General features: G+C 68.4%; 26 protein-coding genes. 12 read left to right on the top strand and 14 right to left on the bottom strand.

What is annotated here, in order from left to right:
- Nucleotides 1-9 precede the first annotated feature (9 nt).
- From AAG565_RS09815 to AAG565_RS09785, 7 genes are all read left to right on the top strand, one after another.
- Nucleotides 10-1,233 carry a penicillin-binding protein activator gene (locus AAG565_RS09815; protein ID WP_348819410.1) on the top strand — a complete coding sequence of 408 codons (1,224 nt, stop codon included), beginning with the start codon at nt 10-12 and terminating at the stop codon, nt 1,231-1,233.
- Entirely contained in the window at nt 1,208-1,582 is a 375-nt protein-coding gene (locus tag AAG565_RS09810; protein ID WP_348819409.1) for a YraN family protein, read from the top strand. The genes AAG565_RS09815 and AAG565_RS09810 overlap by 26 nt, the downstream gene beginning before the upstream one ends.
- A gap of 71 nt (nt 1,583-1,653) precedes the next feature.
- The gene (locus AAG565_RS09805; protein WP_348819408.1) at nt 1,654-2,241 is read left to right on the top strand and encodes a phosphoheptose isomerase; all 588 of its coding nucleotides are present in this window, start codon (nt 1,654-1,656) and stop codon (nt 2,239-2,241) included.
- Nucleotides 2,241-3,653: an FAD-linked oxidase C-terminal domain-containing protein gene (locus AAG565_RS09800; protein WP_348819407.1), complete on the top strand. Its 1,413-nt coding sequence runs from the start codon at nt 2,241-2,243 to the stop codon at nt 3,651-3,653. The genes AAG565_RS09805 and AAG565_RS09800 overlap by 1 nt, the downstream gene beginning before the upstream one ends.
- Nucleotides 3,654-3,756: 103 nt before the next feature.
- Nucleotides 3,757-4,176 carry a rubrerythrin family protein gene (locus tag AAG565_RS09795; RefSeq protein WP_348819406.1) on the top strand — a complete coding sequence of 140 codons (420 nt, stop codon included), beginning with the start codon at nt 3,757-3,759 and terminating at the stop codon, nt 4,174-4,176.
- A 37-nt stretch (nt 4,177-4,213) separates the two neighbouring features.
- Nucleotides 4,214-5,578 carry a heterodisulfide reductase-related iron-sulfur binding cluster gene (locus tag AAG565_RS09790; protein WP_348819405.1) on the top strand — a complete coding sequence of 455 codons (1,365 nt, stop codon included), beginning with the start codon at nt 4,214-4,216 and terminating at the stop codon, nt 5,576-5,578.
- Between the two features lie 11 nt (nt 5,579-5,589).
- Nucleotides 5,590-6,174 carry a DUF3501 family protein gene (locus tag AAG565_RS09785; protein ID WP_348819404.1) on the top strand — a complete coding sequence of 195 codons (585 nt, stop codon included), beginning with the start codon at nt 5,590-5,592 and terminating at the stop codon, nt 6,172-6,174.
- A gap of 6 nt (nt 6,175-6,180) precedes the next feature.
- Here the strand turns inward: AAG565_RS09785 and AAG565_RS09780 are convergent, their stop codons facing one another.
- The 13 genes from AAG565_RS09780 to AAG565_RS09720 all read right to left on the bottom strand — a co-directional run bounded on the left by AAG565_RS09780 (nt 6,181) and on the right by AAG565_RS09720 (nt 17,072).
- Nucleotides 6,181-6,921: an MBL fold metallo-hydrolase gene (locus tag AAG565_RS09780; RefSeq protein ID WP_348819403.1), complete on the bottom strand. Its 741-nt coding sequence runs from the start codon at nt 6,919-6,921 to the stop codon at nt 6,181-6,183.
- Nucleotides 6,918-7,517 (bottom strand): chemotaxis protein, encoded by a 600-nt coding sequence (locus AAG565_RS09775; protein WP_348819402.1) that lies wholly within the window; start codon nt 7,515-7,517, stop codon nt 6,918-6,920. Before AAG565_RS09775 ends, AAG565_RS09780 begins: the two co-directional genes overlap by 4 nt.
- Nucleotides 7,518-7,618: 101 nt before the next feature.
- A complete protein-coding gene (locus AAG565_RS09770; protein WP_348819401.1) occupies nt 7,619-8,029 on the bottom strand; it encodes a ClpXP protease specificity-enhancing factor in 411 nt (136 codons plus the stop codon).
- Between the two features lie 53 nt (nt 8,030-8,082).
- Complete coding sequence (locus tag AAG565_RS09765) at nt 8,083-8,724, bottom strand: glutathione S-transferase N-terminal domain-containing protein (RefSeq protein ID WP_348819400.1); 642 nt, start codon at nt 8,722-8,724, stop codon at nt 8,083-8,085.
- 82 nt (nt 8,725-8,806) lie between these two features.
- Nucleotides 8,807-9,553, bottom strand: a complete 747-nt coding sequence (locus AAG565_RS09760) for a cytochrome c1 (protein ID WP_348819399.1) — start codon at nt 9,551-9,553, stop codon at nt 8,807-8,809.
- Between the two features lie 10 nt (nt 9,554-9,563).
- On the bottom strand, nt 9,564-10,814 hold the full coding sequence (locus AAG565_RS09755) for a cytochrome b N-terminal domain-containing protein (protein ID WP_348819398.1): 1,251 nt from the start codon (nt 10,812-10,814) through the stop codon (nt 9,564-9,566).
- Nucleotides 10,814-11,410, bottom strand: coding sequence for a ubiquinol-cytochrome c reductase iron-sulfur subunit (gene petA / locus AAG565_RS09750; protein ID WP_348819397.1), 597 nt, complete (start codon nt 11,408-11,410; stop codon nt 10,814-10,816). Before petA ends, AAG565_RS09755 begins: the two co-directional genes overlap by 1 nt.
- A 157-nt stretch (nt 11,411-11,567) precedes the next feature.
- On the bottom strand, nt 11,568-12,212 hold the full coding sequence (locus AAG565_RS09745; protein ID WP_348819396.1) for a response regulator transcription factor: 645 nt from the start codon (nt 12,210-12,212) through the stop codon (nt 11,568-11,570).
- The gene (locus AAG565_RS09740; protein WP_348819395.1) at nt 12,209-13,063 is read right to left on the bottom strand and encodes a sensor histidine kinase; all 855 of its coding nucleotides are present in this window, start codon (nt 13,061-13,063) and stop codon (nt 12,209-12,211) included. The genes AAG565_RS09745 and AAG565_RS09740 overlap by 4 nt, the downstream gene beginning before the upstream one ends.
- Nucleotides 13,064-13,076: 13 nt before the next feature.
- Nucleotides 13,077-13,685 (bottom strand): GAF domain-containing protein, encoded by a 609-nt coding sequence (locus tag AAG565_RS09735; protein WP_348819394.1) that lies wholly within the window; start codon nt 13,683-13,685, stop codon nt 13,077-13,079.
- 192 nt (nt 13,686-13,877) lie between these two features.
- Nucleotides 13,878-15,212: a sigma-54 dependent transcriptional regulator gene (locus AAG565_RS09730; RefSeq protein WP_348819393.1), complete on the bottom strand. Its 1,335-nt coding sequence runs from the start codon at nt 15,210-15,212 to the stop codon at nt 13,878-13,880.
- Nucleotides 15,209-16,840 carry an ATP-binding protein gene (locus tag AAG565_RS09725; protein WP_348819392.1) on the bottom strand — a complete coding sequence of 544 codons (1,632 nt, stop codon included), beginning with the start codon at nt 16,838-16,840 and terminating at the stop codon, nt 15,209-15,211. Before AAG565_RS09725 ends, AAG565_RS09730 begins: the two co-directional genes overlap by 4 nt.
- A 31-nt stretch (nt 16,841-16,871) precedes the next feature.
- Entirely contained in the window at nt 16,872-17,072 is a 201-nt protein-coding gene (locus tag AAG565_RS09720) for a PP0621 family protein (RefSeq protein ID WP_348819391.1), read from the bottom strand.
- Between the two features lie 90 nt (nt 17,073-17,162).
- Here AAG565_RS09720 and sucC point away from each other — a divergent pair, with 90 nt between their 5' ends.
- The 3 genes from sucC to AAG565_RS09705 are packed head-to-tail and all read left to right on the top strand — an operon-like array spanning nt 17,163 to nt 20,916.
- Nucleotides 17,163-18,326: an ADP-forming succinate--CoA ligase subunit beta gene (sucC, locus tag AAG565_RS09715; RefSeq protein ID WP_348819390.1), complete on the top strand. Its 1,164-nt coding sequence runs from the start codon at nt 17,163-17,165 to the stop codon at nt 18,324-18,326.
- A 39-nt stretch (nt 18,327-18,365) separates the two neighbouring features.
- Nucleotides 18,366-19,238 (top strand): succinate--CoA ligase subunit alpha, encoded by an 873-nt coding sequence (gene sucD / locus AAG565_RS09710; RefSeq protein ID WP_348819389.1) that lies wholly within the window; start codon nt 18,366-18,368, stop codon nt 19,236-19,238.
- Nucleotides 19,239-19,272: 34 nt separating this feature from the next.
- Nucleotides 19,273-20,916, top strand: a complete 1,644-nt coding sequence (locus AAG565_RS09705; protein WP_348819388.1) for an NAD+ synthase — start codon at nt 19,273-19,275, stop codon at nt 20,914-20,916.
- A gap of 154 nt (nt 20,917-21,070) precedes the next feature.
- On the opposite strand, the gene AAG565_RS09700 is transcribed toward AAG565_RS09705, so the two are convergent.
- Nucleotides 21,071-21,916: an outer membrane protein assembly factor BamD gene (locus tag AAG565_RS09700; RefSeq protein WP_348819387.1), complete on the bottom strand. Its 846-nt coding sequence runs from the start codon at nt 21,914-21,916 to the stop codon at nt 21,071-21,073.
- Nucleotides 21,917-21,967: 51 nt separating this feature from the next.
- Between AAG565_RS09700 and rluD the strand changes: the two genes are divergently transcribed.
- Nucleotides 21,968-22,951: a 23S rRNA pseudouridine(1911/1915/1917) synthase RluD gene (rluD, locus tag AAG565_RS09695; protein WP_348819386.1), complete on the top strand. Its 984-nt coding sequence runs from the start codon at nt 21,968-21,970 to the stop codon at nt 22,949-22,951.
- 2 nt (nt 22,952-22,953) lie between these two features.
- On the top strand, nt 22,954-23,691 hold the full coding sequence (gene pgeF / locus AAG565_RS09690; protein ID WP_348819385.1) for a peptidoglycan editing factor PgeF: 738 nt from the start codon (nt 22,954-22,956) through the stop codon (nt 23,689-23,691).
- Nucleotides 23,692-23,711: the final 20 nt, after the last annotated feature.

The following is a 23,711-nucleotide window of genomic DNA, read 5'->3' as shown; positions in this document are numbered from 1 at the left end:
ATATCGCGCATGCCCAAGTTCCTCGGTTTTCTGATCGCGGCGACCCTGGCCAGCTGCGCGTCGCGCGCGCCGGTGGCGCCGCCGGCACGAACGGTGCAGTCCCAGTCCGAGACGCACGTCGCCGTGCAGGGGCACCCGGAGCCGATGCCGGCGTATGTCGAGCAATGGCTCAACCAGCCGACACCGGGAACCGGCATCGCACTGCTGCTGCCCTTGAGCGGACCGTTCGCGGCGACCGCGGAAGCGGTCCGCGACGGCTTTCTCGCGCGCCATTTCGCGGCCGGCGGGCAGGGATCCGTGCGGGTGTACGACGTCGGCGACGGCCCGGAGCGGCTCGCCGCAGCGTACCGGCTTGCGCTCGACGAGGGCGCCGGCTTCATCGTCGGCCCGCTGACCAAGGAGGGTGTCGCGCAACTCGCGGCGATGCAGCCGCCGGTCCCGGTGCTTGGCCTGAACTACCTCGATGCGGGGACGCCGTCGCCGTCCGGTTTCTATCAGTTCGGACTGGCGCCCGAAGACGAGGCGCGCGCGGCCGCCGACGACGCCGTGGCGCGATCGCTGCGTCGTGCGGTCGCACTGGTGCCGGAGGGTGACTGGGGGGCGCGTGTGCTCGCCGCGTTCGAGGATCGTCTCAATCAGGCCGGCGGGCGCGTGGTTGCCGCCGGCCGTTACCGTCAGGGTGTCAGCGACCAGAAGGACATCATCTCTCAGCTGATGGGCGTGGCGGCCAGTGAGGAACGACATCGCGCCCTCAACGCCGCGCTCGGGGTCAAGACCGAGTTCGACGCGCGGCGCCGCGCCGACATCGATCTGGTCTTCCTTGCCGCACGCGCGAGCGACGCGCGCGTGTTGTTGCCGCAGTTCCGTTTCTACCGCGCCAGCGGTTTGCCGCTGTACGCGACCTCGCTGATCTACGACGGGCGGGCCGACGCGGACCTCTCCGGGCTGCGCTTCTGCGACATGCCGTTCATGCTCGATGCCGAGGGCGACTGGAGCCGCGAGCGCGCGGAAGCGGCCGGCCTGGCGTCGGCCGCGGCCTATCCACGCCTGTACGCGCTGGGCCGCGATGCCTACCAAATCGCCCGCGCGCTGCAGCGTGGCGAGCTGCGTGTCGGCGACGGCTATCGCGGTGCCAGCGGGCAGATGGAATGGGCCGGCAGCAGTGCGCTGGTGCGTCGTCTGGATTGCGTGGACCTGCGCGCCGATGGTGTGGTGGCGGCGAGCCGGCCCTGAGGCGTCGGCGCGCGGCGCGCACGCCGAGGATGCGGCGCTGCGCCTGCTCGCCGGCGCGGGCTTGCAGTTGGTCGCGCGCAACTTCCGCTGCCGCGGCGGCGAGCTGGACCTGGTGATGCTCGATGGCCGGACCCTGGTGGTGGTCGAGGTGCGGGCGCGCGGCAGCGCGGGTTTCGCCAGCGCGGCGGAGTCGGTGGATGCCCGCAAGCAGGCGCGCATCGTGCGGGCGACGCAGCTGTTCGTCGCGGCGCAGCCGGAGCACGCGCAGCGTGCGATCCGCTTCGACGTCGTCGCCTTCGACGGCGCCGGCCATCCAGACTGGATCCGTGCCGCGTTCGATGCCGGTTGACCCGCATTGGCGGCCGGACACGCCCGGTTCACAATGAACCGTCTTCCGTATCCGGTTTCCCGCCCCTCTCAATGAAACTCGAATCCCGCCTGCGTTCGCATTTCGAAGCCAGCATCGCCGCGAAACAGGCGACGCTGGCCCAGGCGCTGCCGGCGCTGGTCCGTGCCGCCGCGCTGCTCGCCGAGCGCCTGCGCGCCGGTGGCAAGGTGCTGGCCTGCGGCAACGGCGGCTCGGCCGGCGACGCGCAGCATTTCGCCGCGGAGCTCACCGGGCGTTTCGAGCGCGAGCGGCCGGGACTGCCCGGCATCGCGCTGACCGTCGATTCCTCTGCGCTCACCGCGATCGCCAACGACTACAGCTTCGAGCGCGTGTTCTCCAAGCAGGTCGAGGCGCTCGGCCGCACCGGCGACGTGCTGCTGGCGATCTCGACCTCGGGCAACTCGCCGAACGTGGTCAGGGCGATCGAGGCCGCGCACGCGCAGCAGATGCACGTGATCGCGCTGACCGGTCGCGACGGCGGGCGCATGGCGGCGCTGCTGCGTGAGTCCGACATCGAGCTGCGCGCGGCCTCGTCGGTGACGGCGCGCGTGCAGGAGGTGCACATCCTGTTCCTGCACTGCCTGTGCGACGCCATCGACGAGCAGCTGTTCCCGAAGTGATGAGCACCCCGCAGATCCAGTCCGCACCGCCGCTGCCGGAAGCTGCGCTGCGCCGGCTGCGCGCGGCGTTTCCGCCGGAGCGCCTCTACACCGATCCGGCCGACTGCCTGGCCTACGGCTATGACAACTCCAAGCGCATGGCGATGCCGCAGGCCGTCGTGCTCGCGGACTCGCACGACGAGGTCGCGGCGCTGGTGACCCTGTGCAACGAGCTGGGGCTGCCGCTGGTCGCGCGCGGGCGCGGCACCAACACCACCGGCGCGACGGTGCCGATCCACGGCGGCGTCGTGCTGTCGCTGGAGCGCATGAACCGCATCCTGCGCGTCTCGCCGGGAGATCGGCTGCTCGAATGCGAGGCCGGCGTGCTCAACGGTGACGTGCAGGCCGAGGCCGGCAAGCACGGCCTGTTCTGGGCGCCGGACCCGACCAGCCTCGCGTACTCGACAGTCGGCGGCAATCTGGGCTGCTGCGCCGGCGGACCGCGCGCGGTCAAGTACGGCACCGCGCGCGACAACGTGCTGGGCCTGCGCGCCGTGACCGGCGCCGGCACGACGATCAGGACCGGCTGCACGACGACCAAGGGTGTCGTCGGCTATGACCTGACACGCCTGCTGGTCGGCAGCGAGGGCACGCTGGCGGTGATCACCGAGGCGACGCTCAAGCTGCTGCCCCGGCCGCAGTGCGTGAAGACCGTGCGCGCCTGCTATGCCGACGTGAAGAGCGCGGCCGAGGCGGTCGCGCGCGTGATGGGCCAGCCGGAAACGCCCAGCGCACTCGAATTCATGGACGGCGACGCCGTGCAGCTGGCCGAGGCCTACCAGCCCACCGGCATCCCCGCCGGCACCGGCGCGTTGCTGCTGATGGAGGTCGATGGCAGCACCGACGCCATCGACGCGGCGCTGCGCGCGGTGTCGGCGGCGGCCGCGGGACCGGGGCTGATCGAACTGCGCACGGCCGCGACGACTGCCGAGACCGAGGCCCTGTGGGCATGCCGCAAGGCGTTGTCGCCGTCGCTGCGCAAGATCGCACCCAAGAAGGTCAACGAGGATGTCTGCGTGCCGGTGACGCGCATCCCGGAACTGGTCGCCGGGCTCGCCGAACTGTCGCGCCGGCATGGCATCCGCATCGTCAACTTCGGCCATGCCGGCAACGGCAACATGCACACCAACCTGCTCGCCGATCCCGAGGATCCGGCGCAGATGCAGGCGGTGCACGCCTGCCTGGGCGAGGTGTTCCGTCTGGTCCTGGATCTCGAAGGCACGCTGTCCGGCGAGCATGGCGTCGGCATCGAGAAGCGCGACTACGTCGGCTGGGAGATCGCCGCCGACACGCTGGGCGTGATGCGTGCGCTCAAGCGCACGCTCGATCCCAACGGCATCCTCAACCCGGGCAAGGCGCTGCCGGGGATCTGAAAGTGCATAGACAGCGACTATTGCCGGGATAGCCATTCCTGTCTTTTGCTTGCAGGAAAACCGGCGTACTCTGCGGCTGCGGTGCAAACCAGAGGAGATCCACATGGCTACGCTCAAGGGCAGCAAGACCGAAGCGAACCTCAAGGCGGCGTTTGCGGGTGAGTCCCAGGCCAACCGCCGCTACCTGTACTTCGCACAGAAGGCGGACGTCGAGGGCTACAACGACGTCGCTGCGGTGTTCCGCTCGACGGCGGAGGGCGAGACCGGCCACGCGCACGGTCACCTCGAATATCTCGAAACCTGCGGCGACCCGGCGACCGGCTTGCCGTTCGGCGAGACCAAGGCGAACCTGAAAACCGCGATTGCCGGCGAAACGCACGAGTACACCGACATGTACCCGGGCATGGCCAAGACCGCGCGCGACGAGGGCTTCGACGAGGTCGCCGACTGGTTCGAGACCCTGGCCAAGGCCGAACGCTCGCACGCCAACCGTTTCAGCAAGGCGCTGCAGGATATCGGCTGAGTCCGGCCGGACACCGGCAACGGCGTCCAGCATCGACATGGCAGAAGCTCCATCCAATCAGCCTCGGGCTGAGGGCGGTCTGCAGGCGCCGACGCGCCACGCGATCGCGTGGCGCGACCCGGCGTTCTGGGACCGCGACGCCCTCGATGCCGAACTGCACCGTGTGTACGACATCTGCCACGGCTGCCGGCGCTGCGTCAGCCTGTGCCATGCCTTCCCGACGCTGTTCGACCTGGTCGATGCGTCGCCGACGATGGAAGTCGATGGCGTCGCCAAGTCTGATTACGGCAAGGTCGTCGAGCAGTGCTACCTGTGCGACCTGTGCTACCAGACCAAGTGTCCCTACGTGCCGCCGCACGAGTGGGCGATCGATTTTCCGCATTTGATGCTGCGCGCCAAGGCGCAGGCATTCCGGCGTGGCGAGGTGCCCGCGCAGCACGAGCGCCTGACCAACACGACGGGCATCGGCCGCCTGGCGTCGATTCCGGTGGTCGCCGAAACGGTCAACGCGATCAACCGCAGCCCGACGATGCGCAAGGTGGTGCGCGCGGTGATGGGCGTGCATCCCGATGCGCGGCTGCCGGAGTACCACCATCCGACCGCGCGCGCGCGTCTCAAGAAGGCCGCGGCGGCGCATGCGCCGCAGCCCGCGGCGGTGCAGGCCGCGGGGCCGACACGCGGTCGCGTCGCCGTCTTCGTCACCTGCTACGGCAACTACAACATGCCGCAGGCGGTCGAGGATCTGGTCGCGGTGTTGCGCCACAACGGTATCGAAACCAGGTTGATCGAGCGGGAGCAGTGCTGCGGCATGCCCAAGCTGGAGCTGGGCGATCTCGACAGCATCGAGCGCTACAAGAAGGCGAACCTGCCGCTGCTGGCGCAGGCGGTGCGCGACGGTTGGGACATCACCGCGCCGATCCCGTCCTGCGTGCTGATGTTCCGCCAGGAGATTCCGCTGCTGTTCCCCGAGGACGGTGACGTGCAGGCGCTGCGCGGCGCGATCTTCGACCCGTTTGAATACCTGATGCACCGGCACAGGGCCGGCCTGCTGAACACTGCGTTCACGCAGCCGCTCGGCAAGGTCGCCTACCACGCGCCCTGCCACCAGCGCGTGCAGAACATCGGCCCGAAGACGCGCGAACTGCTGGCGCTGATCCCGGGCACGACGCTGGAGGCTGTCGAACGCTGTTCCGGGCACGACGGTACCTACGGCGTGCGCGAGGCCACCTACGAACGCTCGATGAAGATCGCACGGCCCGTGGTGTCGAAATTCAAGCAGGCCGAGCCGGACCATGTCAGCAGCGACTGCCCGATGGCCGGTGAGCACCTGGCGCACGGCATGGATCCGGGCCGGCATTCCGTGCACCCGATTTCGCTGCTGCGGCGTGCCTACGGGATCTAGACGCTTCCGTCATGCGACCACTGGTACCCGACGACCTGCTGTCTCTGGAAGCCTACGCGCGGTCGCGCGCCGAGTTCAGGCAGCGCGCGATCGCGCACAAGCGCAACCGCACCGTGCATGTCGGCCCGCATCTGACTCTGCTGTTCGAGGACCGTCTGACCGTGCAGTACCAGGTGCAGGAGATGCTGCGCATCGAGCGTATCTTCGAGCCGCAGGGGATCGCCGAGGAACTGGCGGCCTACAATCCATTGATCCCGGACGGCCACAACTGGAAGGCGACGCTGCTGATCGAATTTCCCGACGAGGCCGAGCGGCGGCGGCGCCTGATCGAGTGGCGTGGCATCGAGCATCACTTCCGTCTGCTGGTGGATGCCCTGCCGCCGGTCACGGCCATCGCCGACGAAGACCTCGAGCGCAGCAACGAGGCCAAGACCGCGGCGGTGCACTTCCTGCGCTTCGAACTGGATGCGCCGATGCGCGCTGCGCTGCGTGCCGGCGCGCCGGTGGCATTCTCCGTCGAACACGCGGACTGTCGTGAGCGCGTGCTGTTGACGCCCGAGCAGCGCACGGCGCTGCTCGCCGATCTGGCGGACTGAAGGCCGTCAACTCCGCAGCACGCCGACTTCGAGTTCGGCGAACCAGTTGATGAAGCGCTGCACGTCGGCGCCGCGGTAGATCGCGCCGTGCTGCGGGCACATCAGCTCAATCTTCAGCTTGGAAACGCGCTCGCACCAGTCGAGCTTGGCCTTGTCCGAGCCCATCCAGCGGCGATGAAAGCCTTCCGCGTGGCGAATGTGGCGGTCGAAATCCTCGACGTACAAGCCGGCTTCGTCGGGCGGCAGCAGTGCCGCCCCGATATCGCCGGAGAACAGCAATTCGGCCTTCGGATCGTAGAGATGGAAGTTGCCGGAGGAGTGCAGGTAGTGCGCCGGAATCGCCTCGAGCGTCAGCCGGCCATGGATGATGTCGAGGCCGTCGTCCGGTATCGATACGAAGGTTTCAGGCCCGCCGCCGAAGTGCGGGATGAAGCTGGACCACAGCCAGCTGCAATAGCACTTCAGCGCCGGGTTGAACTCCAGCCACAGGCTCAGCGACGAGATGATGTCCGGGTCCTGGTGTGACGCGAAGATGGCGTCGATGTTCGCCGGATCGTATTCGGCGCTGAGCGCCGAGAACACCGCGGGGAAGATCTCCATGCCGCCCGGGTCGCAGAGCAGGCCGCGACCATCGCTGATCACCAGGTACTCGTTGGTGTCGATCACGTAGCCCGGCTTGTCCGGGTCACGCGCGATGGCGAGCCAGCGATGGCCACCGTCGTCGAAGATGATCTGGGCGCGTTTCATCGGTGTTCGTCTCCGGTCGCCTTGTGCAGTGCCGTCAGCGCAGTCTCGATCTCGTCGATCGTCCGGCTGAACTCGGCCGACACCTGTCCCAGCTCGGCCGCGAAGCGCCCGCCGTAGGCGGCCTCGATGTGCGCCGATCGCGCCAGCACCGTGCCGAGCTGCATCAGCGGCAGGATCTCGTCCGTCAGCAGGCGTCGCACGCTGGCCTGCGTCTGCCTCAACGTGAGGATGCGCTGGTGCACGGCCACACGTTGCCGGGTGCGCACCTCGTCGAGCTTTTCCTGGACGGCGGGCGGGACGACGGTGATGCGTTCGGAGATCGCGAGATAGCGGGCTTCCTTGACCAGAGCGGTGACCGTGGCCACCGAGCTGGCGGTGAGTCCGCGCAGTCCGTTCATCTGCTGCGACAGTTCGCCGGCAAAGCGGCGCAGTTCGTCGGACAGCACGCCGAAGCCGCGTGCGGCATCGCCCGCGCGCCGCGCCAGCATGATGGCGTTGAGCGCCATCACGCTGATGCGGAATGCCGGTCGCACGACACTCTTGATCTGTTCGTTGATGCGAACGATACGATGCAGTTCCTGCGAGCTGGACGTCATCGCGAGGCCGGCGGTCGGACGGGGCTCCATTCTCGGTCCGGTCATCGCCGCAAGGACGGTGTCACGAGCTGAATGGAGGCGGGAGGCGGTCTGAGCGGTCGCTACTTGACGACCCGCAGGGTCGGCCGGCCCGGCCTGGTGGGCTTGGGCGGTTCGGGTGGCGGCGGCTTGTCGGCTGCGGCTGACGCGGACTCGGCTGCCTCGACTTCGCCGAACATCACCCCTTCGCCGTTCTCGCGAGCGAAGATCGCCAGCACCGCGCCCGGTGGAAACTGGACATCGAAAGGGCGGCCGCCGAACCGCGCCGAGAACCAGATCGGATCACAGTGCAGGTCGAGGTTCTGTACCGCCACCGGGCTGATGTTGAGCGTGATGCGTCCGTCCTTGACGTACTCGCGTGGCACGGAGACGCCCGGATGATCGGCGGCGACCAGGACATGCGGCGTGTAGCCGTTGTCGCAGCACCAGTCGAAGATGGCGCGGATCAGGTACGGACGGCGGGATTTCGGCATGGTGGCGATGGATCTCGATGAGGTCCCGGCGGGTCCGCGCGCGCAGCCGCGGATCAGCGGAGGCTCGATTGTACGCTCGGGCGGGCGAGCACCCGCTGCGCGTAGCGCAGCAGCGCGGGATCCTCCGGCGGCTTGAGCTGCAGCGCCGGCAGCGCCGACAGCAGCGCGGCCCATGCGCAGTCGGCGAGGCTGAAATCGGTCAGCCCGAGGCACCAGCCGCGCTGCGGGAAGAAGCGCCCGCTGGCGGCGAGGTTCTCACCCAGTTGCTTGCGCGCGGCCTTGACGTCCGGGGACTTGGGTGCAGCCAGGATCGACTGCGCCAGCGGCAGCAGCTCGCGTTCCAGTCGGGCCAGCATCATTCGGATCAGCGCGCGCGTGGCCGGGTCGGGCGGGAGCAGGCGCGGGTGCGGGTAGCGCTCGTCAAGGTACTCGACGATGATGCCGGCCGGGTACATCACGGCATCGCGGTCGGCCAGCGTCGGCAAGCTCAGCGAAGGATTGAGCACGATCAGGTCGGGATGCGGCCGACCGCCCGGGCGGACCCATTCGATGCGCGCGTGGTCGATGTCCTTCTCAGCGAGCACGATGCGTGCCCAGCGGCCGCTGAGGTCGTCCGGCGCGCAGTACAGCGTCAGCCCGGCGCGCGCGCCCGGGCGGCTGTCCATCACGTACTTGCTCTTCGCCGGGATCGCCATCGTGCGCGCCTCAAAAACAAACGGCGCCGTTCATCGCCGGAGGTCTCGGCATGAACGGCGCCGTGCGCATCGCCATCGCCGGCTAGTGGACGTCTTTCCAGTACTCGCGCTTGAGCATGTAGGCGAGCACCGTGAACAGCACCAGGAACAGCATGACCTTGATGCCGGTCGAGACCCGGTCCGCACGTCCGGGTTCGGCCGCATACACCATGAAGTTCACCGTGTCGGCGACGAACTTCTGGTACTCCTTCGCGTCGAGCTTGCCGGGAACGGCGATCTTGAAGCTGGGGGCGGCGTGTGCGCCGCCGTGGCCGCCTTCACCCGCCGGGGCTTCCTCGTGCCTGACCTGCCAGCCCTGCAGTTCGCCGAGCACGTGCGGCATCGACGCCCCCGGCAGCACCAGGTTGTTGGTGCCCAGCGGACGGCCCGCATCGAGGTAGAAGGTCATCAGGTAGTTGTAAACCCAGTCGGCACCGCGCATGCGCGTTTCGAGCGTGAGATCCGGTGGACGCGCGCCGAACCAGCCGGCCGATTCGGCCGGCATCGACGAAACGATGTGATCACCCGGCTTCTCGGTCGTGAACATCAGATTCTTCTTGAGCAGCTCCTCGGGGATGTCCAGGTCCGCGGCCATGCGACCGTAGCGGAGGTGGGCCATCGAGTGGCAGCCCGAGCAGTAGTTCATGAAGTTGCGTGCGCCACGCTGCGCAGAGGCCAGGTTGCCCGTGTCCGGCTTGAAGCTGTAGGGCAGCACGGCACCACCCGCGGCCTGTGCCGCGGACGCACACAGGGCCGCGCCGGCCAGCAGCAGCGAACGCGCGGCCGTCATGAGGTTGGCGTTAATGCGCTTCATAAGTCACGCGCTCCGGTTCCTGCTTGGTCTTGTCGAGCTTGGAGTAGAACGGCATCAGGATGAAGAAGCCGAAGTAGATCGCAGTGCCGATGCGCGAGATCAGCGTGCCGATTTCGGTCGGCGGCTGCATGCCGAAGTAGCACAGTGCGACGAACGCGATCGTGAACAGCGCCACCGCGGCCTTGAAGATCGGGCCCTTGTAGCGGATCGACTTGACCGGGGACCGGTCGAGCCAGGGCAGCGCGAACAGGATCAGCACCGCGCCGAACATGCCGACGACGCCGAGCAGCTTGTTGGGGATCGCGCGCAGAATTGCGTAGAACGCACCGAAATACCACGCCGGCGTGATGTGATCCGGTGTGACCAGCGGGTTGGCTTCCTGGAAGTTGGGCTTTTCGAGGAAGTAGCCGCCGCCGTCCGGCGCGAAGAACACGATGCCGAGGAAGACGATCAGGAACACGCCGACACCGACCAGATCCTTGACGGTGTAATACGGGTGGAACGGGATGCCGTCGAGCGGGATGCCGGTCGTCGGATCCTTCTTCTTCTTGATCTCGACGCCGTCGGGGTTGTTCGAGCCCACTTCGTGCAGTGCGATCAGGTGCGCGACGACCAGGCCGACGAGCACCAGCGGAATCGCGATGACGTGCAGCGAGAACAGGCGGTTGAGCGTCGCGTCCGACGGGATGTAGTCGCCCTGGATCCAGATCACCAGATCGGGGCCGACCACCGGAATCGCGCCGAACAGCGAGATGATCACCTGCGCGCCCCAGTAGGACATCTGTCCCCACGGCAGCACGTAGCCGCAGAAGGCTTCCGCCATCAGGCACAGGAAGATCAGGCAGCCGAAGATCCAGATCAGCTCACGCGGCTTGCGGTGCGAGCCATACAGCAGGCCGCGGTACATGTGCAGATAGACGACGACGAAGAATGCCGATGCGCCGGTCGAATGCAGGTAGCGGATGACGTTGCCCCAGGGCACGTCGCGCATGATGTACTCGACGCTGTGCCAGGCCTGCGCGGCATCCGTCTTGTAGTGCATCGTCAGGAAGATGCCGGTCAGCAGCTGGTTGACCAGCACGAGCAGGGCCAGCGAACCGAAGTAGTACCAGAAGTTGAAGTTCTTCGGTGCGTAGTATTCGGCGAGGTGGTCCTTCCACAGCTTGGTCAGCGGGAAGCGGTCGTCGATCCAGCCGAGGAAGCCGGTGGTCTTGTAGGGATTGGGAACGATGGCCATCACGCAGCTCCCACGGTGTCTTCACCGACCACGATCGTGTGGTCGCCCGCGTAGCGATGCGGCGGCACGACCAGGTTCAGCGGCGCCGGCACGCCCTTGTACACGCGGCCGGACAGGTCGAACTTCGAGCCGTGGCAGGGGCAGTAGAAGCCGCCCTGCCAGTTCGGGTCGATTTCTGGCGCCGGGTGATCCGGGCGGAAGGTCGGCGAGCAGCCCAGGTGCGTGCACGAGCCGACCATCACCAGCACCTCGGGCTTGATCGCACGCGCCTCGTTCTGCGCATAGGCCGGCTGCTGCGGCTCCTTCGACGCGGGGTCGCGCAGATCGGCGCTGACCTTGGGCAGGGACTGCAGCATGTCCGGGGTGCGCCGCACGATCCACACCGGCTTGCCGCGCCAGGCGACGATGATGCGCTGGCCGGGCTCGACCTTGGAGATGTCCACGGTCACCGGCGCGCCCAGCGCCTTGGCGCGTTCGCTCGGCTTGAGTGACGCCAGAAATGGCCAGACCGCTGCGACCGTTCCAGCACCGCCGACGACCGCGGTCGTCAGCGTGAGGAACCGGCGGCGGCCAGGATCCACGCCTTGATTGCTCATTGAACCATGCCCCTGCAGGAGTGATAGCGAAATCCTTGACAAGGCACGAACGCGACACCACCCGCGACCCGGACGACGGGCCGTGACTCCCAGGACGATGCGCTCGGCCTAACCTGCGAAGTATAGCGGCTGGCTGGGATGCGGCGTAAGTCGGCGTTCAGGACAACAAGCCGCGCAGCGCGGCGAAACGCACGACTTCGGCGGTGTTGCGCAGCCCCAGTTTCTCCATCATGCGCGCACGGTGGTTCTCGGCGGTCTTGACGCCGATGTCGAGGATCTGCGCGATCTCCTTGGTGGTCTTGCCCTGGATCACCAGGTGGAAGGTCTCGCGTTCGCGCGCCGTGAGGCTCTCGTAGGGATCGGCGCTGATGCTGCGGCCGCGGCCCTGCCGCTCCGCCAGCGCCTTGGCGGCCCGCGGACCGAAGTACGACTGGCCGCCGTGGATCGCCTTGATCGCGGTCATCAACTCGGCGACCGAGGTGTCCTTGTTGAGGAAACCGTTGGCGCCGGCGCGCAGGATCGGCAGGATGTACTCGTCCTCCTCGTGGACCGTCAGCACCAGCGTGCGCGTGCCCGGCAGCTCGGCGCGCACGCGCTTGACGACTTCCAGGCCCGACATGCGCGGCATCGAGATGTCGGTGACGACGACGTCGGGCTGGGTCTTGAGCGCGAGATCCATCGCCTGATGGCCGTCGGCGGCCTGGGCGACCACTTGGCATTCGCCGGTTTCCTCGAGCATGGAAACCAGCCCCTCGCGGACGATGGTGTGGTCGTCGGCGACCAGAAGGCGGATCGGGTTCATGGGTTCGTCGGATGTCCAGAATCGGAGGCGTCGAGCGCGAGCGTCATTTGTACGATCGTGCCGCCGCCGGTGGCTGCCCTGAGTTCGACGCGGCCGCCGAACAGCTCGGCGCGGTCGCGCATGCCGCGCAGGCCGCCGCTCGCTCCTGAGCGTTCGGCATCGGCGAGCGCCTGGAGATCGACGCCGCGACCGTCGTCCTCGATGCGCAGCATCAGCAGGTCGCCGCGTCTCTGCAGCACGATCTGCGCCGAGCGCGCCTGCGCGTGGCGGATCACGTTGGTCAGCGCTTCCTGCGTGACGCGGAACACCAGCGTCTCGATGTCCGGGTGCAGGCGCTGCTCGTCGAGGCCTGAGCGCAGTTCGATCGCCAGCCCAGTGCGCTCGCTGAGCGTGCGCGCCAGCCAGTTCAGCGCGGCGTCGAGGCCCAGATCGTCGAGCAGCGTCGGCCGCAGCAGGCGTGACAGCTCACGGGTGTCGTGCAGCGAGGTGCGGGTCAGTTCCAGCGCGTCGCCGAGCCGGTGTTCGAGTCCCAGATTGCCGGCGCCGCGCGCGTCGTCGAGGATGCGCTGCAGCTGGTTGGCGAGCGCGGTGAGCGTCTGGCCGATGCCGTCATGCAGTTCGCGTGCGAGGCGCCGGCGCTCTTCCTCCTGGACGTGCCAGACCGACTTGGCCAGCGTCCTGAATCGACGCTCGCTGCGTACCACCGATTGCAGCAGGCGCTGGTTGTCGGCGGTCAGTGCCTCGACCTGACGCAGCACCGCCTGGCGAAAGTCCTCGGTTTCGGCCTCGCTCGCCGGCCTCACCGTATCGGCGGGCCGTTCGCTGCGCGCGGACTCCCGCTGTGGCTCCATGCCCGTGGCGTGCTCAGGCCGGCTGCGGCGAGAGCGCGTGCAGGCTGGCGGCGAGGCGACTCAGCGCGGACTGCTGGTTGGCCGCACGCAACGCCAGGGCCGCCTGTTCGGCGAGCGCTTCGAGGATCTCGATGTCCAGTTCCCCCAGCACGCGCGGCGGATCCGCCCGCAGCAGGCACATCACGCCGCGCTGCGGGCAGCCGAGCTCCAGCGGCACTGCAACCACGGCCGGCGCGTTTTCCTCGAAACTGCCGTCGAGCTGCGGCAGGATCAGGCCGAGGCGGTCCGCCAGTCCCAGGCCGCCATGGACCAGCGACTGGTGCAGCGCGCGCGCAGCGCAACCGAGAACGATGTCGAGCAGGTCGCGCGGGCTGACGTGATGTGCGCACACCACTTCCAGAGCGGGCTCGTCGCGGGTCTGCAGGATGAAGCCGCGCTGGGCGCCGATCACTTCGCAGGCCGAGCGCAGCGTGTTGCGCAGCACCTGCTGGGCGGGTTCGCTGGCGTGATCGCCCCGCCAGGTCAGGGCCTCGTGCGGGCTGCGCCGCGCTGCCCGTCGGCGTGATCCGGCCGGGATCGACGCGGCTTCACGCGGTGTCGCCGGTGAACGATTCAGGAACAATGCTCAGTCCTCCAGATCAAGGCACTGCCTCTCGCAAGCTTCGTGCCACTGGTGGCGCCGCTACGTCGGCAACGCCGAATCGGGCGAGTCTAGCAGAAGCCGCGCGGCGCGCTGCGGGTAAAGTTTGCTCACGGCGCGCGTCGAAGCGGGCCGCACGGGTCGTGCATCGACTGCAGTGGCGTGTGGGTGCATTCACTCGCGGTCGAGGCCCAGCTTCTTGATGCGGTAGCGCAGCGAACGGAACGACATGCCGAGCAATTCGGCGGCGCGCGTCTTGTTGTAACGCGTCTTTTCCAGGGCCTCGCGAATCGCCTTGCGCTCCATGTCCTCCATCTGCCGCTCGAGATCGGTGGTCGCGCGCGGCGCGGGCGAGGCGACCGGTCCATGCAGCTGCAGATCCGTGGCCCGGATGCGCGTGCCGTCGCATAGCGTCATGGCCCGTTCCAGCGCATTTTCCAGCTCGCGGACGTTGCCGGGGAACGGATACTCCATCAGCAGGTGCAGGGCGGTGGCGTCCAGTGCCGGCGCGGCGGGCAGTCCGGCCTGCGCGGCGAGGCGCTGCAGGATGTGCTCGGCCAGCAGCGGGATGTCGGCGCGCCGCTCGCGCAGCGCCGGTGTGTGCACGGTGATCACGTCGAGACGGTAGAGGAGGTCCTGCCGGAACTGGCCGCTGCCTGCCAGCTCGCGCAGATTGCGGTGTGTGGCCGAGATGATGCGGACATTGACCGGCACCTCCGCTTCCGCGCCCACGGGCCGCACCCGCCGCTCCTGCAGGGCGCGCAGCAGCTTGACCTGCATGTGCAGTGGCAGGTCCGCGACCTCGTCGAGGAACAGGGTTCCGCCTTCGGCGGCCTGGAACAGGCCGGCCTTGTCCCGATGTGCCCCGGTGAAGCTGCCCTTCAGGTGGCCGAAGAACTCGCTCTCCATCAGCTCGGCCGGGATCGCGCCGCAATTGACGGCGACGAAGGGGCCCGCCGCACGCGGGCCGCTGCTGTGGATCAGACGTGCGACCAGTTCCTTGCCCGTGCCGGATTCGCCGGTGATGTGGACCGGTGCCTGACTGCGGGCGAGCCGTTCGATGAGTTCCCGCAGCTGGCGGATGCTTTCGTGCTCGCCGAGCAGGCCATCACCGGCGTCGGCGTGCGGTTCCGGACCACGCAGGCGCAGGGCAGTATCGACCAGCTTGCGCAGCACGGCGACGTCCACCGGCTTGGACACGAAGTCGAACGCACCGGCCTTGAGACTTTCGACCGCCGCCTCGGCGTTGCCGTAGGCAGTGATCACCGCGACCGGCGTCTGCGGCGTAAGCTGCTGGATCTCGCTGACCAGGCCGATGCCGCTGCCGTCGGGCAGGCGCATGTCGGTGATGCACACGTCGTATCGGTCACGGGCCAGACGCGCCCGTGCTTCGGCCAGCGTCGCCGCGGCGTCCGTGCGCAGCCCCATGCGCGACAGGGTGATCTCGACCAGTTCGCGGATGTCGGGCTCGTCGTCGACGATCAAAACCCTGGCGGTACTCGTGTTCATGTCGCTGCGCCCGAGGAAGCTGCCGGCGGCACGGCACAGCGGATGCGAAACATCGCGCCGCGGGCCGTGGGTACGTGGCTCAGCCGGGCCTGATTGTATTCGCACAGCTCGCGGCACAGGAAAAGCCCCAGGCCGGTGCCGTTGGCGTTGGTGGTGAAGAAGGGTTCGAAGATGCGTTCCTGCAGCTCGCCGGGAATCCCGGGACCATCGTCGGCGACATCGATCTGCACCGCGTCGCCTTCGCGGGTCGGTGCCGCGCGCAGGCTGACGCGCACCGCCCGGTCGCTGCGTGCCCCGCTCTCGAAGCTGTTGTCCCACAGGTTGAACAGGACCTGCCGCAGATGTTCCGGGTCGAAGCGGATGCGCAGGCCGGCGGGCACGTCCGTCAGCTCGATCGGGCGTGATTCGCGCGGGTGGCTTTCGTGGTAGAACGCGACCGCCTGGGCCAGCCACTGTCGCAGCGACAGGGTCTGCTGCCGCGAGGGATCGCGCCGCGACAGGTCGAGCACGTCGCTGACGATGCGTTCGATGCGTCCGGCATGGCGCTGGATCATCGCCAGCAGGCGGCCGTTCTCGCCCTGCATCTGCGTGGATTCGGCGAGCAGCTGCCCGGCCTGCGTGATCGCCGAGAGCGGATTGCGGATTTCGTGGGCGATGCCGGCGGACAGCCGGCCGAGCGCGGCGAGCTTGATCCGCTGCGCCTGTTCGCGCAGCTGCGCGGTGTCCTCGAGCATCACCAGCACCGGCGCGCGCTCGCCCCAGCCCAGCCGCGTCAGCCTGACGCTGACTTCCCGGCCGCTGCCCGTGATCTGCAGCGAGGTCGCGGGATCGTGGTTTGCGGCGTGCCAGGCCCGCACCAGGCCATGCAGTTCCGGCGCAACTTTCGTCGTTGGCGTTCCGGGCGCCAGCTCGCTGCCGAGCAGCCGGCGCGCCGCAGTATTGGCGGTGCGGATGCGTCCGTCCGCATCGACGACGAGCACGCCGGTGTGCATCGCCTCGATGACGTTCTCGGAGAGCCGCGACAGGCTCATGAACTCGCTGCCGACGCGCGCCGCGACCGCTTCGCTGCGCCGGGCGCGCTGGGCCGCCGCGTTGGCGACCAGGCTCGACACGAAGAACATGAGGCCGAGCAGGCCGGCCTGGGTGTATTCGCCGGTGTCGGGTGCGCGTGCCGCCAGCTGGTTCGCGGCTTCGGCGCCGAGCATCGCCAGCGTTGCCACGGCGGCATGCACCGCGGCCAGACGCGGGCGCAGCACGAGACTGCTGCCGACCACCGGTGGAATCAGCAGGATGCCCAGGCCGCTGCTGACGCCGCCGGTGCCCAGGACCAGCGCGCCGATCATCAGTACGTCCGCACCGAGGTGCAGGTGGGCCTGGATGCGCAGGCTGGGGGTGCGATAGACGCCCAGCAGCAGCAGGACCAGCGCGATCAGTGCGTAAGCCAGGCAGCCGTAGTAGAACATCGGCTGCCGCAGCTGCTCGAAGATGGCCGGTGCCAGCCCGGCGCGGTACAGCGTCAGCAGTGTCGTAACCAGCAGCAGGCGATACGGGCCCAGGACTGCGAGGATGCGCCAGTCCTCGGTCCGCGCCGCAGGCGCCTCGCCGGGTCGCGCGGCGTGCAGGTTCATCGCCGCGGCGATGCGTGGCGCCGGTTGTTGTTCATTCGCTGCAGCGGCCGCACAAGCCCGCCGAGTTCAGCGATTTCGCCGGCAGGTGGGTGCCACACTTGGCGCAACGGGCCATCGGCTCGTAGAGATCGGCTGGAGGGCTTTGTCGCGGCAGCTGCTGACGCACCTGCCTGACGATGCGCCAGACCAGCCAGACTGCCGCCACGAGGATCAACAGGCGTAATAGGTTCATCGGGCGATTGTACGTCCGCTTGGCTTGAGGCTCATCGGTAAGCGAGAATGCCGGCCGCACATCGGATCCCACGCGCCAGAGGACAGCGGCATGAATCTGCACGAGTATCAGGCTAAAGAGATTTTCGCGCGCTACGGCATCGCCGTCCCGCTGGGACAGCTGGCCGCGAGCCCGGAGGCCGCGCGGGCGGCCGCGAAGCAGCTCGGCGGCGAGAAGTTCGTCGTCAAGGCGCAGGTGCATGCCGGCGGTCGCGGCAAGGCCGGCGGCGTCAAGCTGGTCGAGGGCTACGACGCGGTCGAGGAAGCGGCCAAGAAGATGCTGGGCCAGAAGCTGGTGACCAAGCAGACCGGCGCCGAAGGGCTGCCGATCAACAGCGTCTGGGTCGAGAAGCCGTCGGCAATCGCGCGCGAGTTGTACGTGTCGGCGCTGGTCGATCGCTCCAAGGAGCGCATCGTGTTCATGGCGTCCGCCGCCGGCGGCATGGACATCGAGGAGGTCGCCGCGCACACGCCGGAGAAGATCCAGCACGTCTACGTGCACCCGGCCGCCGGCCTGCAGCCCTACCAGGCGCGTCAGCTCGGCTTCTTCATGGATCTGAACAAGACCCAGGTCGATCAGTTCACCAAGATCCTGATGGGTTTGTACCGCATCTTCACCGAGCTCGATGCGGCGCTGGTCGAGATCAATCCGCTGATCGTCACCGCCGACGGCGACGTCATGGCGCTCGACGCCAAGCTCAACTTCGACAGCAACGCGCTGTACCGGCAGAAAGCGATCGCCGAGATGCGCGATCCGTCGCAGGAGGACGAGCGCGAGCGCGAGGCATCGAAGTACGACCTCAATTACGTGACCCTCGATGGCAACATCGGCTGCATGGTCAACGGCGCCGGCCTGGCGATGGCGACGATGGACATCGTCAAGCTGCACGGTGGGCGCCCCGCGAACTTCCTCGACGTCGGCGGCGGCACCACGGCGGAGAAGGTGACCGAGGCCTTCAAGCTGATCACCAAGTCGCCGGAGGTCAAGGCGATCTTCATCAACATTTTCGGCGGCATCGTGCGCTGCGACCTGATCGCCGAGGGCATCATCCAGGCCTGCAAGCAGACCGGCCTGAAGATTCCGGTGGTCGCACGCCTGCAGGGCACCAACATGGAGAAGGGCCGCGACATGCTCAACGCCAGCGGGCTGAAGATCACGCCGGTGAGCGATCTGACCGAAGCCGCCAAGACCGTCGTTTCCCTGGCCAGCGCCTGAGGCCTTCGCGCCTTCGGCCTCACGTCTCACGAGAGTCCCATGAGCATCCTCATCAACAAAGACACCAAGGTCATCTGCCAGGGCTTCACCGGCAAGCAGGGCACCTTCCACTCCGAACAGGGCATCGCCTACGGCACCAAGCTGGTCGGCGGCGTCACGCCGGGCCGCGGCGGCAGCGAGCACCTGAACCTGCCCGTGTTCGACACCTGCCACGACGCGGTCGAGGCCACGGGTGCCGACGCGACGATGATCTACGTGCCGGCGCCGTTCGCCGCCGATGCGATCCTCGAAGCGGCCGACGCCGGCATCCGCGTGATCGTCTGCATCACCGAGGGCATCCCGGTCAACGACATGATCAAGGTCAAGACCACGCTGCGCCACCAGTATCCGGGCAGCGTGCTGATCGGCCCGAACTGTCCGGGCGTGATCACGCCGGGCGAATGCAAGATCGGCATCATGCCGGGCCACATCCACAAGCCGGGCCGCATCGGCATCGTTTCGCGCTCCGGCACCCTGACCTACGAAACCGTGCACCAGACCACGCAGAATGGTCTGGGCCAGTCCACCTGTGTCGGCATCGGCGGCGATCCGGTGCGCGGCCTGGGCTTCATCGAGGTGATCGAGCTGTTCGAGAAGGATCCGAAGACCGACGGCATCATCATGGTCGGCGAGATCGGCGGCGCCAGCGAGGAAGAGGCGGCCGCGTACATCAAGAAGAACGTGAAGAAGCCGGTCGTCGCCTACATCGCTGGCGTCACCGCGCCGCCGGGCAAGCGCATGGGCCACGCCGGCGCGATCATCTCCGGCGGCAAGGGAACGGCCGACGAGAAGTTCGCCGCGCTGGAAGCGGCCGGGGTGAAGACGGTGCGTTCGCCGGCCGACCTGGGCGCCGCGATGAAGTCCCTGCTCTGAGGTTCGGCGCAGACTCACGTCCCAGGACTGGCGCATGCCGGGACCGCTGCGACTCGCGTTGGCCCAGATCAATCTCTGGGTTGGCGACGTCGAAGGCAACGTGCAGAAGATCGTCGATGCGGCGATCCATGCACGCGACACGCTCGGGGCCAGCCTGCTGGCCTGCCCCGAGTTGTCACTGATCGGGTATCCCCCCGACGACCTGCTGCTGCGTTCGGCGATGCCGCGCGTGATCGAGGACGGCGTGCGCCGCCTGCTCGCCGAGGTGCGCGGCATCACCGTCGTGTTCGGCCTGCCCGAATACGCGACGGCCGGATCCGACGGCCAGCCGCTGATCTACAACGCAGCCTATGTGATCCGTGATGGGCAGATCGTCGCGCGCACGCGCAAGCAGTTGTTGCCCAATTACGGCGTGTTCGACGAGCGTCGCCATTTCCGTCCCGGCACCGGCACGCTGGTGTTCGCGCACGAGGGCGTGCGCATCGGGCTGTGCATCTGCGAGGACATCTGGGGCCCGAATCCGGCGGCCGCAGCGCGCGCCGCCGGCGCCGAGCTGCTGCTCAACATCAATGCCTCGCCCTTCGACCTGACCAAGACGCAGGCGCGGCGCCGCGTGTTCGATACGCGCGTTGCCGAGACCGGCCTGCCGATCGTCTACGTGAACTGTGTCGGCGGCCAGGACGACGTGATCTTCGACGGCGACTCCTGCGCGATCGACGGCGACGGCCGCGTCTCCTTCGCCGCGCCGTTGTTCGAGGAAGGCGTCTATCCGGTCGAATACGCGAACGGTCGTTTCAGCGGCGCGTTGCGCGCGGAGGCGAGCTGCGAAGCCGTCGTCTATCGCGGCCTGGTGCAGGCGGTGCGCGACTACGTCGATCGCAACGGGTTCCCCGGTGCGCTGATCGGCATGTCCGGAGGCATCGATTCGGCGGTCGTCGCGGCCATTGCCGCCGACGCACTGGGGTCCGAGCGCGTCTGGGGGGTGTCGCTGCCGTCGCGCTACACGGCGGGCATGTCGAACGACGATGCGCGTGCCGAGGCCGAGGCGCTCGGCATCCGCTACTCGCTGCTGCCGATCGAACCGGCGTTCCAGGCCTTCACCGGCACGCTCGCGCAGACCTTTGCCGGGCGCGCGGTGGATCTCACCGAGGAGAACATCCAGTCGCGCTGTCGCGGCGTGCTGCTGATGGCCCTGTCCAACAAGTTCGGTCACGTCGTGCTGACGACCGGCAACAAGAGCGAGATGGCGGTGGGTTACGCCACCCTCTACGGCGACATGTGCGGCGGCTTCGCGCCGCTCAAGGACGTCTACAAGACCCTGGTGTACCGGCTGGCACGCTATCGAAACACGCTGGCGCCGGCGCATGCTCCGGTGATCCCCGAGCGCGTGATCGAGCGTCCGCCCAGCGCCGAGCTGCGCCCGGACCAGAAGGATTCCGACTCGCTGCCGCCGTACGACATCCTCGATCCGGTGCTCGAAGCCTACGTCGAGGATCAGTTGTCGATCCCCGAGATCGTCGCGCGCGGCTTCGACGAGGCGGTGGTCAAGCGCGTCGCCGCACTGGTGCGGCGCTCCGAATACAAGCGCCGCCAGGCGCCGCCGGGGCCGAAGATCACGCGCTGCGCGTTTGGACGCGAGCGGAGGTATCCGCTGACCGCTGTGTATGGAGATATCTGAGTCGCCGTCCTTGGCGCGACCTCGTTTCTCATCATGAGCACCGGCCCGGCCATCCTTGGCCGGGCGTTCGGCGGGACGAATGTCCGCTGGACATTCCTCTTGTCCGCCCCACCCGCTGGCCGCCGTTTACGACATATCTGAAGCCGGACTCTCGCTACGGTGCCGGCGCGGCGTCCTGTTTGGCCGGCTTGGCCTTGGCGTCTTCGAGCGTCGCCATCGCTTCCTTGGGTGCCGCCATCACGTAGGCCGCCCTCAGCTTGCGTGCGTCCTTGGCCTGGGCATCGAGACCCAGCGCGTCGTAGCTCTGCTCCAGCAGCACCAGCGCGTTGAGCGTCGCCGGCGCGCCCGGATACTGGGTGACGATCTGCTCGGCGCGCTTGGCGGCCGCGACGTAGGCCCCCCGGCGCATGTAGTACTCGACGACGGTCAGTTCGTGGGTGGCCAGCCGGTTGCGCAGCCAGATCATGCGCGCGCGCGCATCGGCCACGTAAGGGCTCTGCGGGTAGCGCTGGATCAGCAGGCTGAAGTCGTCGAAGGCGCGGCGCAGGTTGCTGGTGTCGCGGCGCGTCGTGTCGAAGCCGAGTGAATCGGCCAGCCCGCGGTCGCGGTCGAAATTGATCAGACCCTTGAGATACTGCACGTAGGCCGCGTGTTCGTGGCGCGGATAGTCGCGCAGGAAACGCTCGGCGTCGGCCATCGCCTCGTCGGGCTGGTAGTTGCGGTACATCGCGTAGATGCGTTCGACCTGTCCCTGCACCGCGTAGTCGGTGAACGGGTAGCGCAGCGACAGCTGTCCGTAGCGCTGGATCGCCGTGGTGAAATCGCTCGATTCGAGGGCCTGGCGGGCGAGCCGGTACAATTCCGCGGCCTGCAGGCGCTGTTCGCGCGCCGTGGTCTGCTCGGACTTGAACGGATTCTGCGGCGGCGGGCGGTCCGGATCGGAGCTGCACGCGGAAACGACGACGGCCAGCGTCGCCACGGCGACCATGCGGAATTTCATCGAGAAGAATGTAGTGGACAGGCAACGAGCCAGCGTGAGCGAGTATAGCCGATGAGCGCGAACGCTCCCGACGAAGACACAGAGCTGCTGGAGACGGCGGAAGTTCCTCCGGATCTCGACGGCACGCGCCTCGACGCGGCCTGTGCCCGGCTGTTCGGCGATTACTCGCGTTCACGCCTGCAGTCATGGATCGAGGCGGGCCGGGTGCGGGTCGATGGCGAAGTCGTGGCGCGGACGCGCCAGCCGGTCCACGCCGGCGCGGTGCTCACGCTCGATGCCGAGGCGGCGGAGACGTTCACGGTCGAGCCCCAGGATCTGCCGCTGACCGTGCTGCACGCCGACGCGGACCTGGCGATCATCGACAAGCCGCCGGGCCTGACCGTGCACCCCGGTGCCGGTCAGCGCGACGGCACGCTGCAGAACGCGCTGCTGTTCCATTTTCCGCAGACGGCGGCTGTGCCGCGCGCCGGCATCGTCCATCGACTCGACAAGGACACCTCCGGCCTGCTGGTCGTCGCCCTCAACCTGAAGGCGCACGCCAAGCTCGTCGCCGAGCTGCAGGCGCGCGAGATCCGCCGCGAATACGAGGCGCTGGTGCAGGGCGAGCTGATCGCCGGTGGCACGATCGACGCACCGATCGGCCGGCATCCGCGCGACCGCCTGCGCATGGCGGTGCTCGACCACGGCGGCCGCGAGGCGGTGACGCACTATCGCATCGAAGAGCGCTTCAGCCAGTTCACGCGGCTGCGGGTACGCCTCGAGACCGGCCGCACGCACCAGATCCGCGTGCACCTGGCCCACATCCGCCACCCGATCGTCGGTGACGCGCTCTATGGCGGCCCGCTGCGCGGCAGTGGTCTCGACACGGCGCTGCGCGAGGCGCTGCGCGGCTTTCCGCGCCAGGCGCTGCATGCACGCGAGCTGGAGCTGACGCATCCGCGCAGCGGCCGGCGCATCGGCTGGAGCGCCGAGGCGCCGGACGACATGCAGCAGCTGTATGCGCTGCTGCGCCGGCACGCGCCGCGCGTGGGGTGACGATGGCCGATGTCGTCTGGGCAGACTGGCCGGCGCCTCCGCGCGTGCGCGCCGGCCAGACCCTGCGCACCGGCGGCTGCAGCGGCGCGCCTTACGACGGTCTCAATCTCGCGGCGCACGTCGGCGACGATCCGGACGCGGTCGTGCGCAATCGCCAGATCCTGCGCAGCACGCTGCAGTTGCCGGCCGAGCCGGAGTGGCTGTGCCAGGTCCATGGAACCGGGGTCGCCGAGTTGCCGGGCGGTCGACCTGCGCCGCAGGCCGATGCCGCCTGGACCTCGCGGCCCGGCGTGGTCTGTGCCGTGCTGACTGCGGACTGTCTGCCGGTGTTGTTCGCCGCCGCTGACGGCAGCGTGGTCGCGGCTGCACATGCGGGTTGGCGCGGACTCGCCGCCGGCGTGCTCGAAACGACGCTCGCGGCGCTGCCGCTGCCGGCACGTCGGGTGCATGCCTGGCTCGGTGCGGCGATCAGTCAGGCGCACTTCGAGGTCGGGCCCGAAGTGCGGCGCGCGTTCGTCGAGGACGATGCCATCGCCGCCGACTGCTTCGTGCGCGGGCGTGGCGACCGCTGGTTCGCCGACTTGTACGGACTCGCGTGCCTGCGCCTGCGCCGCATGGGCGTGCAGTCGATCAGTGGCGGGGGTGCCTGCACCTACCGCGACGCGCAGCGCTACTATTCACACCGCCGCGACGGGCGCTGCGGCCGCATGGCCAGTCTGATCTGGATCGCCGGCGACTGAAGTCGCGCGCGTGCGGAAAT

The organism is Fontimonas sp. SYSU GA230001 (assembly GCF_040066175.1).
GTDB lineage: Bacteria > Pseudomonadota > Gammaproteobacteria > Nevskiales > Nevskiaceae > Solimonas.
This window is presented reverse-complemented; position numbering and strand designations above follow the sequence as displayed.

Coding starts and splice junctions, on each gene's coding strand:
- AAG565_RS09755 (WP_348819398.1), bottom strand. CDS start 10,814: ATGGCCATCGTTCCCAATCCCTACAAGACCACCGGCTTCCTCGGCTGG.
- AAG565_RS09740 (WP_348819395.1), bottom strand. CDS start 13,063: ATGGAGCCACAGCGGGAGTCCGCGCGCAGCGAACGGCCCGCCGATACG.
- AAG565_RS09705 (WP_348819388.1), top strand. CDS start 19,273: ATGCCGGGACCGCTGCGACTCGCGTTGGCCCAGATCAATCTCTGGGTT.
- AAG565_RS09730 (WP_348819393.1), bottom strand. CDS start 15,212: ATGAACACGAGTACCGCCAGGGTTTTGATCGTCGACGACGAGCCCGAC.
- petA (WP_348819397.1), bottom strand. CDS start 11,410: ATGAGCAATCAAGGCGTGGATCCTGGCCGCCGCCGGTTCCTCACGCTG.
- sucD (WP_348819389.1), top strand. CDS start 18,366: ATGAGCATCCTCATCAACAAAGACACCAAGGTCATCTGCCAGGGCTTC.
- AAG565_RS09700 (WP_348819387.1), bottom strand. CDS start 21,916: ATGAAATTCCGCATGGTCGCCGTGGCGACGCTGGCCGTCGTCGTTTCC.
- AAG565_RS09760 (WP_348819399.1), bottom strand. CDS start 9,553: ATGACGGCCGCGCGTTCGCTGCTGCTGGCCGGCGCGGCCCTGTGTGCG.
- AAG565_RS09745 (WP_348819396.1), bottom strand. CDS start 12,212: ATGAACCCGATCCGCCTTCTGGTCGCCGACGACCACACCATCGTCCGC.
- AAG565_RS09720 (WP_348819391.1), bottom strand. CDS start 17,072: ATGAACCTATTACGCCTGTTGATCCTCGTGGCGGCAGTCTGGCTGGTC.
- AAG565_RS09765 (WP_348819400.1), bottom strand. CDS start 8,724: ATGGCGATCCCGGCGAAGAGCAAGTACGTGATGGACAGCCGCCCGGGC.
- AAG565_RS09795 (WP_348819406.1), top strand. CDS start 3,757: ATGGCTACGCTCAAGGGCAGCAAGACCGAAGCGAACCTCAAGGCGGCG.
- AAG565_RS09775 (WP_348819402.1), bottom strand. CDS start 7,517: ATGACGTCCAGCTCGCAGGAACTGCATCGTATCGTTCGCATCAACGAA.
- pgeF (WP_348819385.1), top strand. CDS start 22,954: ATGGCCGATGTCGTCTGGGCAGACTGGCCGGCGCCTCCGCGCGTGCGC.
- rluD (WP_348819386.1), top strand. CDS start 21,968: ATGAGCGCGAACGCTCCCGACGAAGACACAGAGCTGCTGGAGACGGCG.
- AAG565_RS09770 (WP_348819401.1), bottom strand. CDS start 8,029: ATGCCGAAATCCCGCCGTCCGTACCTGATCCGCGCCATCTTCGACTGG.
- sucC (WP_348819390.1), top strand. CDS start 17,163: ATGAATCTGCACGAGTATCAGGCTAAAGAGATTTTCGCGCGCTACGGC.
- AAG565_RS09805 (WP_348819408.1), top strand. CDS start 1,654: ATGAAACTCGAATCCCGCCTGCGTTCGCATTTCGAAGCCAGCATCGCC.
- AAG565_RS09815 (WP_348819410.1), top strand. CDS start 10: ATGCCCAAGTTCCTCGGTTTTCTGATCGCGGCGACCCTGGCCAGCTGC.
- AAG565_RS09780 (WP_348819403.1), bottom strand. CDS start 6,921: ATGAAACGCGCCCAGATCATCTTCGACGACGGTGGCCATCGCTGGCTC.
- AAG565_RS09790 (WP_348819405.1), top strand. CDS start 4,214: ATGGCAGAAGCTCCATCCAATCAGCCTCGGGCTGAGGGCGGTCTGCAG.
- AAG565_RS09725 (WP_348819392.1), bottom strand. CDS start 16,840: ATGAACCTGCACGCCGCGCGACCCGGCGAGGCGCCTGCGGCGCGGACC.
- AAG565_RS09785 (WP_348819404.1), top strand. CDS start 5,590: ATGCGACCACTGGTACCCGACGACCTGCTGTCTCTGGAAGCCTACGCG.
- AAG565_RS09800 (WP_348819407.1), top strand. CDS start 2,241: ATGAGCACCCCGCAGATCCAGTCCGCACCGCCGCTGCCGGAAGCTGCG.